The organism is Phyllobacterium sp. P5_D12 (assembly GCF_054049495.1).
Genome location: NZ_JBFUMG010000257.1, coordinates 1 through 6,127, shown reverse-complemented (window position 1 = coordinate 6,127; position 6,127 = coordinate 1). Strand labels below are relative to the sequence as shown.

Sequence of the window (6,127 nt, the reverse complement as noted above, 5' to 3'; positions counted from 1 at the left end):
CGTTCGTGGGATCGCCCGCCACGAAGGACTGCGGCGCCGGAAACACGGCGTCGTTTTCGGGAGACGACTTATAGACGTACGCCAGACGTGCGATCACCGATCCGTCGGGGAAGGGGCGTATGCCCTCCMGGAAGGCCTTCACGGCGATATCGTTTCCAAGGATCCCCCGGATATCGTTGTTCTTCCCAGCTTCATGGGCTACCGTGATCATTCGCCAGTCTCGGTATCCTTCCGGAAGACTAACGCTGTAGATCGGTGAGACGTTCTCGGTCGCGCCGCCGGCCGCCGCGACCGAGAGGCAGATCACGGCGATGCCTGAATACACAAAGTAAACCGCAGCAGTCTTTCGCATTTCATCCTCCGTCTGGATAGATTGTTGATACCGTCAGTGCGGCGAAACTTCCTCCAATGATTTGAACGACAACGACGAGCGTTACAGCAACCACCGACGCGCCGGCGGGCGTGGCGAGCAGACTGATTGCCACCGCGGGGTTCGCTATCGAGCCCGTCGGCGTAGAGAGAAGGCAGCCAGCAACCAAAGGCCCACCGCGAAGGGACCCACAAATTTGTTCGTGCTTTGCGAGCAGCAGAAGACGATCGTCATCAAGCATAAAGAAGCCACACCTTCGCTCTCCAGTGAAGAGAGCGCCGGAAAATCGAACCCCGGTCGACCTAAAGGGCGGAAGCCAGCGCTTCTGCCAATCCTCCGGTGATCTGGGAGGCAATGTACCATACGGTGCAGTCCAGCCTTCGTTGCTCGGAGAGCCATTGCATCAACGTGATCGTCGGATTGAAGTGTCCGCTGGAGACCGCGCCGAAAGCCCAGAATCAAACCGATCAGACTTCCTGAGATCGCCATCGCAGACGAAAGCTCCGAGCTACCGACTGCAGACCGGACCCGACGACCGTGATCATCAGCATCGCAGTGCCTACACCTTCCGCCAACGATCGCCGAAACAGCGATACGGTGCCGTCGTGCTCGACAAAGCGTTTGCGTGAGGACGTGCTGCCAACCTCTAGGCGTGCGACGCTCATCTCGTCTCCACGTCAACCATCTTCACAGCCAGCTCTTCGGGCGTCAGCAGACCTTTTTGGAAGGCGATATTCGCGAAAGCGGCGATCCATCTCTCGTAGTAGGAAAGCTTGCCAACCAGGTCGGAGCCCAAGGACTCGACGCCGCGTCGTTTCTCCTCGGTATTGATGATCTTGTGGAAGTCGAGGACGTCCGCCAGTGCGTGGCATCGTTTTTCCCAGGGGAGCAGTTCGTGTTCGACCCTTTCGATCTTAGACGCTTCCAGACCTCCAATGTCGTTTGGGAGGCGCTTCAAGAACTGTTCGCTGCCTGTCATGCTACAACTCCCTCTGCTGGCGACTGGATCTGGATAACGCCTATCATAGCGTCGCGGGTGACGAGAGCTGCAAGTTGCTCTTCGTCGAGGCCTTCCGTCCCCGCTGGGCGCATAGGCAGGACAAGATATCGCTGGATCGCGGTGGAATCGCTCACGCGGATCTCAACGTCGTCTGGAATGTGGGTGCCGAATTCTTCGAGCACCTTCCTCGGTTCGTAGACCGCACGCGCCCGATAGGGCTTCAGCTTGTACCAATCTGGCGGAAGTCCAAGAACCGGCCTTGGATAGCAAGAACAGAGGGTACAGACGATGAGGTTATGGACCTTCGGTGTGTTCTCCAAGACGATCAGCTCGGTTTCGTCATAGAAGGTAATGCCGAGTTCTTCACAGGCGGTCCTGCCGTCCTCCAGCAGGCGAGCCCTAAACTCCCGATCAGACCAGGCCCTTGCGACCACCTTCGCTCCGAGGGCCGGGTTTCTGGAATCGAGCACTTCGATCTGCCGTCGGATTTCGCCGGCCGTGAAGTAGCCCTTTTCGATCATTAGTTCCCGAAACGCCGTCTCCATGATGTCGTAGTAACCGGGCGCTTCCGATGCAACGATAGGAACGTGATCGTGGTCATGTCCATGGTTGTGGTCTTCCTCCTCGATCATTCTGAAGCTCCTTCTAGCCATGTTTCGAACACTTCGATCCGGAGGCCGTCTTGAGGTGAACCCGCGTAGTCGGTCCAGAGCGATGTCATGGGCACGGCAATTCGATAGTAGTGACGAACAGCGCCCGCGTTGCGACCAAACGCCTCTTCCTCGTTATTGACAGCTTTCGGCTCCATGATCGCCTCGACAACCGCAGTCTTCCCGCGCAGGTAGGTCGGCACCCGATAATGCCCGACCGGTGCGCGGTTTGAAACTTTGACCAATTGCCCGACCGCGAAGATGGGGAGCTCACCGAAAGCCGGCACGACGCCTTCGATCTTCCTCGTAAGGATATGGGCGGACATCCGATCCTCCGATCATTCCGTCGAACACTACGAGGGCGACGCCCCGGTGATATTTCGAATTCGTGCGATGGTGTGATCAACGACGACGTACTCGGTAGCGGACGGTTTCGATACGGCACGCCACCGATCTGATCTGTTAGCAACAAACATCCCAACAGAGGAATGTCCCAATGACTCATATCGTCCAACCAGCGCCGAGTCCATCGGACATCTCCACTCAAGAGGTGTACTCCGAGTCCGCCTTCGGGGCTACTCCTGCTCACTTCCCTTTACTTTGTTGGCGCTGACCAGAACGCGACTTCGCTCATCCAGGGCGACGCCGTTCCTGAGTTTATCTGCTCGGCTTTCCCTGCCATTGAGGTCAACGCCATGATTCAGAGACTCTTGCTAGCGGGAATGCTGTCCAGATCGATCGTCGCTCTGTTGGCCTTGCAATTCGAGCTCGCGAAGAGCCAGGCCGTGATGGCCGAGGCTCAACAGATCATCAAGACCGGCAGTTGGTCATGGCCATCGTCACGAATGCTGCTACGTGTCTGAGCTGGCTCGACCGTCCGGAACCCGATTTGGACGAGGCGAAAGTCGCTGTGGGGCGATGGGAAAGGTGCATGGCAGGAAGATTGCTGTGGTCGACGCGGATCGCGGCGCGCGATCGGTCGCTGTCCGGGTCGAGGACAACGGCTATAGCCTCGACCCTATTGCAACTGAGCGTATTTTTGAAGCATTCTTCTCCACCAAGCCGAGGGACCGGTATGCGGCTGGCGATCTGCCGGTCGATAATAGAGGCGCATAGCGGGACACTTTCGGCTCGGCCGCTGGCTTCCGGAGGAACGGTCTTCGAATTCGCAATACTATTCAGGGGGACAAATGAATCAGAAACAGCGTGAGGAGACCTCCGCGCAGGTCGTCGTCATCGAAGACGACACAGGGGTGCGCGAGTCGCTTGTCGGCCTGTTGAGGTCGATGAAGTTCAACGTGACCGCGTTTTCCTCCGCGACCGAATTCTCATCGAGAGGTCAGTTGGGGTCTGTCGGCTGTATGATCCTGGATGTGCGGCTCCCCGGCCAGAGTGGCATCGAATTCTACGAAGAGGTGCGGAGCCTCGGCTTCCACAGACCGGTGATCTTCATGAGCGGCCATGCCGACGTTCCGATCGCGGTACGGGCGATGAAAGCTGGAGCGGTGGAATTCCTGACGAAACCGGTTCGCGAGCAGGATCTCCTCGACGCTGTCCACGCCGCAATGAAGCGGGACAGCCGCTCCACAATGAAGGAGGCGGCGGCTGCCAGCGCCAGAGCCGATTACGAGACGCTGACCAAACGAGAGCAGGAAGTTTTGATCCGGGTGGTGGAGGGTCAACGTAACAAGCAGATCTCAAGCGCTTTAGGCATCACGGAGGCGACGGTGAAACTGCACAGAGGCAATGTCATGCAGAAGATGCACGTTCAGACCCTTCCGGAGCTAGTCCGCCATTATGATCTGCTCGATCTGAGCGAGCAGGCAGGTACCTCTACTAAAGGCTAGTTCTAACAGAAAATTTCCAGACGTTAGTCGCCTTGCGAGCCTTCAACTCCGGCCATAGGATTACAGCGATTGGATCGATTCATGGTTGATGCGTCGAAGACCTCCCTGGTGGTTTGTGTCGAAGATGACGAGCCCGTCCGTGACGCGCTCAGAGGATTGCTGCGCGCCAACGGCATGCGCGTGGCGGCCTTCGCGTCAGCCGAAGAATTCCTCTCTTCCACGGAGCTGCAGACCGTGGCCTGCCTAGTCACGGACATCCAGCTCGGCGGTATCTCGGGTCTGGACCTGCTGGACAAGCTTTCCTTGATGACCAGAAGGATTCCTTCAATTCTGATCACCGCCCACTCCGACGTCGCGGCTGGCGACCGCGCCAGGAATTCAGGGGCGTCGCGTATCTTCCTGAAGCCCGTCAGTCCGACCGACTTGTTGGAAGCGATCAGGACGGCGCTGACGAGTGGTACAGCTTCCACGCTGTAAGAGCGGTCGCACCAGAACCAACGGCAACTCACGAGATTTAATTCGACTTCATCGCCTCTCCGGACGAAATTGGGAGACGGTTTATGACGTTCGTGTGAACGAGCTAGTCACCATCGACGCCATTGAGTCACGAGGCCCGCCATGACGACGCCTGCCACGAGCGCTCCGGTCCAGACGGCCAGGGACATCATTGGGCCATCGCCACTGATCGCCATCGAAAACCAGCCCGCGCCGAAGCTCATCGTGGATCCGCCGCTTTCGGAGCCGTTGTCCCGTGGCCTCGTCTTCATCCAGTATCGGGCGGAGAATATCCGCATCGTCCCCGTATTTGGAGAAGGCGCGCTGCAGGTCTCGCCCCGCTTGGGGCACGTCCATGTGACCGTCGACGATCTTTCTTGGCACTTCGTCGATGCGAGCGGCGAGACGCTGATCGTCGTCGGCCTTCCAGCCGGCCAACACAAGGTTCTCGTGGAACTGGCCGATCCGAGACATCACGTGATCACTGCGGAGACGGTCAGGTTCGTCGTGCCTGAGAAAAAATAGTTTTGAAGGATTCGAGTGACCAAGCTGATCGCGCGCGGAACCCTCCGCCGTGCCCTCAAGGCCTGGCCCTCTCAGGCCGCGATCTCCGGAGTACAGGCCCTCGAGACGAAGTCCGCAAGGGCCTGTACTTTCGTGCAGAGAAAGGCGGGAGAGCCATTCAGGCGGCTTCGCGCTCAACCTTCGGGAAGTCGACGTCGGTTTTGAAGACTTCGTTCATGTAGTTCGTGAACGTATTCGCCGCGACGTGCGCGACGATCTCCAGAAGCTCGCCGTCATCAAAGCCGGCCGCCTTCAGTCCTTCCACTTCCTGCTCCGAAACGCCGCCCCTTGTTTCGGCGACCCTGACCGCGAACTTGACGGCGGCGTCGGCCCTGGCATCGGAGGATCCGCCGCGGCGGGCAGCGGCGATTTCCTCGAGACTGAGCTTGGTCACGTGAGCGCCGGTGTAGGTATGAGCGGCTAGGCAATACTCACAGCCGTTCTTCTGGGCTATCGCCAACGCGATGCGTTCGCGGATCTTCTTGTCGAGCTTGCCCTTGCCGAGCGCTCCGTTGAGACCTGAGTAGGCTTCGAGCACGGCCGGGCTTGTCGACATCATGCGGAAGACGTTGGGCAGTGCGCCGATCTGCTTCTTGATCACCTCGAGCGTCGCCTTGGAAGCTTCAGGCGCCGCATCGAGCGTCGCGGGAATTGGAATTCGGGCCATGTTTCAATCTCCTTGTTGCTTCAGGTCTTGGTTGTTCTGCAAGAGGCCGGTCTTTAATGCAGATCGTGCGGAAGAAATCCTTCAGGCTCTCCGGGCAGGTATTTGATGATGGCTCCGGCGTCGACCACTTGCTCGCTCGCCATTGCGGCGGACCGACGGGACTCCCGCCATTTACGCGGCGTGATCGCGGTGATCCTCTTAAAGACCGTCGTGAAGTGCGGCTGGTTCTGGAAGCCCGTCTGCAATGCGATTTCGACGAGGGCTAGATCGGTGCAAACCAGCAGGCTGGCCGCGGCCTGAATTCGCATCCGTAGAAGGTATTCATGCGCGCTCATCGAAGTCGCCGCCTTGAACGTGGCCGCGAAATGCGCCCGCGAAAAACCCGCGACGTCCGCCAGTTCCTCCAACGACATTCGCTGATCGAGACGGGATTCCGCATATCGTCTGACGCGACTGAGACGCCATGACGAGAGGGGATGAACCCGTGGCAGCGATCGATATCGCTCGAACGCCATCCGCGAGAAATCCCTAATG

At 58.7% G+C, this 6,127-nt stretch carries 14 protein-coding genes; 5 read left to right on the top strand and 9 right to left on the bottom strand.

All coding sequences use genetic code 11. The features are described 5' to 3' along the window. From ACXJ5O_RS16330 to ACXJ5O_RS16300, 7 genes are all read right to left on the bottom strand, one after another. The coding region (locus ACXJ5O_RS16330) for a cytochrome P460 family protein (protein WP_457300805.1) at positions 1–352 on the bottom strand (352 nt) is incomplete at its 3' end. 1 nt (position 353) lies between these two features. Next, entirely contained in the window at positions 354–611 is a 258-nt protein-coding gene (locus ACXJ5O_RS16325) for a hypothetical protein (protein ID WP_457300804.1), read from the bottom strand. A gap of 61 nt (positions 612–672) precedes the next feature. Then, positions 673–774: a hypothetical protein gene (locus ACXJ5O_RS16320; RefSeq protein ID WP_457300803.1), complete on the bottom strand. Its 102-nt coding sequence runs from the start codon at positions 772–774 to the stop codon at positions 673–675. 63 nt (positions 775–837) lie between these two features. Continuing rightward, positions 838–1,035 (bottom strand): hypothetical protein, encoded by a 198-nt coding sequence (locus ACXJ5O_RS16315; RefSeq protein ID WP_457300802.1) that lies wholly within the window; start codon positions 1,033–1,035, stop codon positions 838–840. Beyond that, positions 1,032–1,349: a nitrile hydratase gene (locus ACXJ5O_RS16310; protein ID WP_457300801.1), complete on the bottom strand. Its 318-nt coding sequence runs from the start codon at positions 1,347–1,349 to the stop codon at positions 1,032–1,034. Before ACXJ5O_RS16310 ends, ACXJ5O_RS16315 begins: the two co-directional genes overlap by 4 nt. Then, positions 1,346–2,002, bottom strand: a complete 657-nt coding sequence (gene nthA, locus ACXJ5O_RS16305) for a nitrile hydratase subunit alpha (protein ID WP_457300800.1) — start codon at positions 2,000–2,002, stop codon at positions 1,346–1,348. The genes ACXJ5O_RS16310 and nthA overlap by 4 nt, the downstream gene beginning before the upstream one ends. Beyond that, entirely contained in the window at positions 1,999–2,346 is a 348-nt protein-coding gene (locus ACXJ5O_RS16300) for an SH3-like domain-containing protein (RefSeq protein ID WP_112523388.1), read from the bottom strand. The genes nthA and ACXJ5O_RS16300 overlap by 4 nt, the downstream gene beginning before the upstream one ends. A gap of 369 nt (positions 2,347–2,715) precedes the next feature. On the opposite strand from ACXJ5O_RS16300, the gene ACXJ5O_RS16295 reads away from it, so the two are divergent. The 5 genes from ACXJ5O_RS16295 to ACXJ5O_RS16275 all read left to right on the top strand — a co-directional run bounded on the left by ACXJ5O_RS16295 (position 2,716) and on the right by ACXJ5O_RS16275 (position 4,887). Then, the gene (locus ACXJ5O_RS16295; protein WP_457300799.1) at positions 2,716–2,883 is read left to right on the top strand and encodes a hypothetical protein; all 168 of its coding nucleotides are present in this window, start codon (positions 2,716–2,718) and stop codon (positions 2,881–2,883) included. 85 nt (positions 2,884–2,968) lie between these two features. Continuing rightward, entirely contained in the window at positions 2,969–3,136 is a 168-nt protein-coding gene (locus ACXJ5O_RS16290) for a hypothetical protein (RefSeq protein WP_457300798.1), read from the top strand. Positions 3,137–3,210: 74 nt separating this feature from the next. Further along, a complete protein-coding gene (locus ACXJ5O_RS16285) occupies positions 3,211–3,867 on the top strand; it encodes a response regulator transcription factor (protein WP_457300797.1) in 657 nt (218 codons plus the stop codon). An 81-nt stretch (positions 3,868–3,948) separates the two neighbouring features. After that, complete coding sequence (locus ACXJ5O_RS16280) at positions 3,949–4,344, top strand: response regulator (RefSeq protein ID WP_112523381.1); 396 nt, start codon at positions 3,949–3,951, stop codon at positions 4,342–4,344. A 141-nt stretch (positions 4,345–4,485) separates the two neighbouring features. Beyond that, positions 4,486–4,887 (top strand): DUF6130 family protein, encoded by a 402-nt coding sequence (locus ACXJ5O_RS16275; RefSeq protein ID WP_112523378.1) that lies wholly within the window; start codon positions 4,486–4,488, stop codon positions 4,885–4,887. A gap of 157 nt (positions 4,888–5,044) precedes the next feature. On the opposite strand, the gene ACXJ5O_RS16270 is transcribed toward ACXJ5O_RS16275, so the two are convergent. Then, the gene (locus ACXJ5O_RS16270) at positions 5,045–5,593 is read right to left on the bottom strand and encodes a carboxymuconolactone decarboxylase family protein (RefSeq protein WP_457300796.1); all 549 of its coding nucleotides are present in this window, start codon (positions 5,591–5,593) and stop codon (positions 5,045–5,047) included. A 53-nt stretch (positions 5,594–5,646) separates the two neighbouring features. Further along, positions 5,647–6,127, bottom strand: a 481-nt coding sequence (locus ACXJ5O_RS16265; protein WP_457300795.1) for a helix-turn-helix domain-containing protein, incomplete at its 5' end; no start/stop codon positions are given.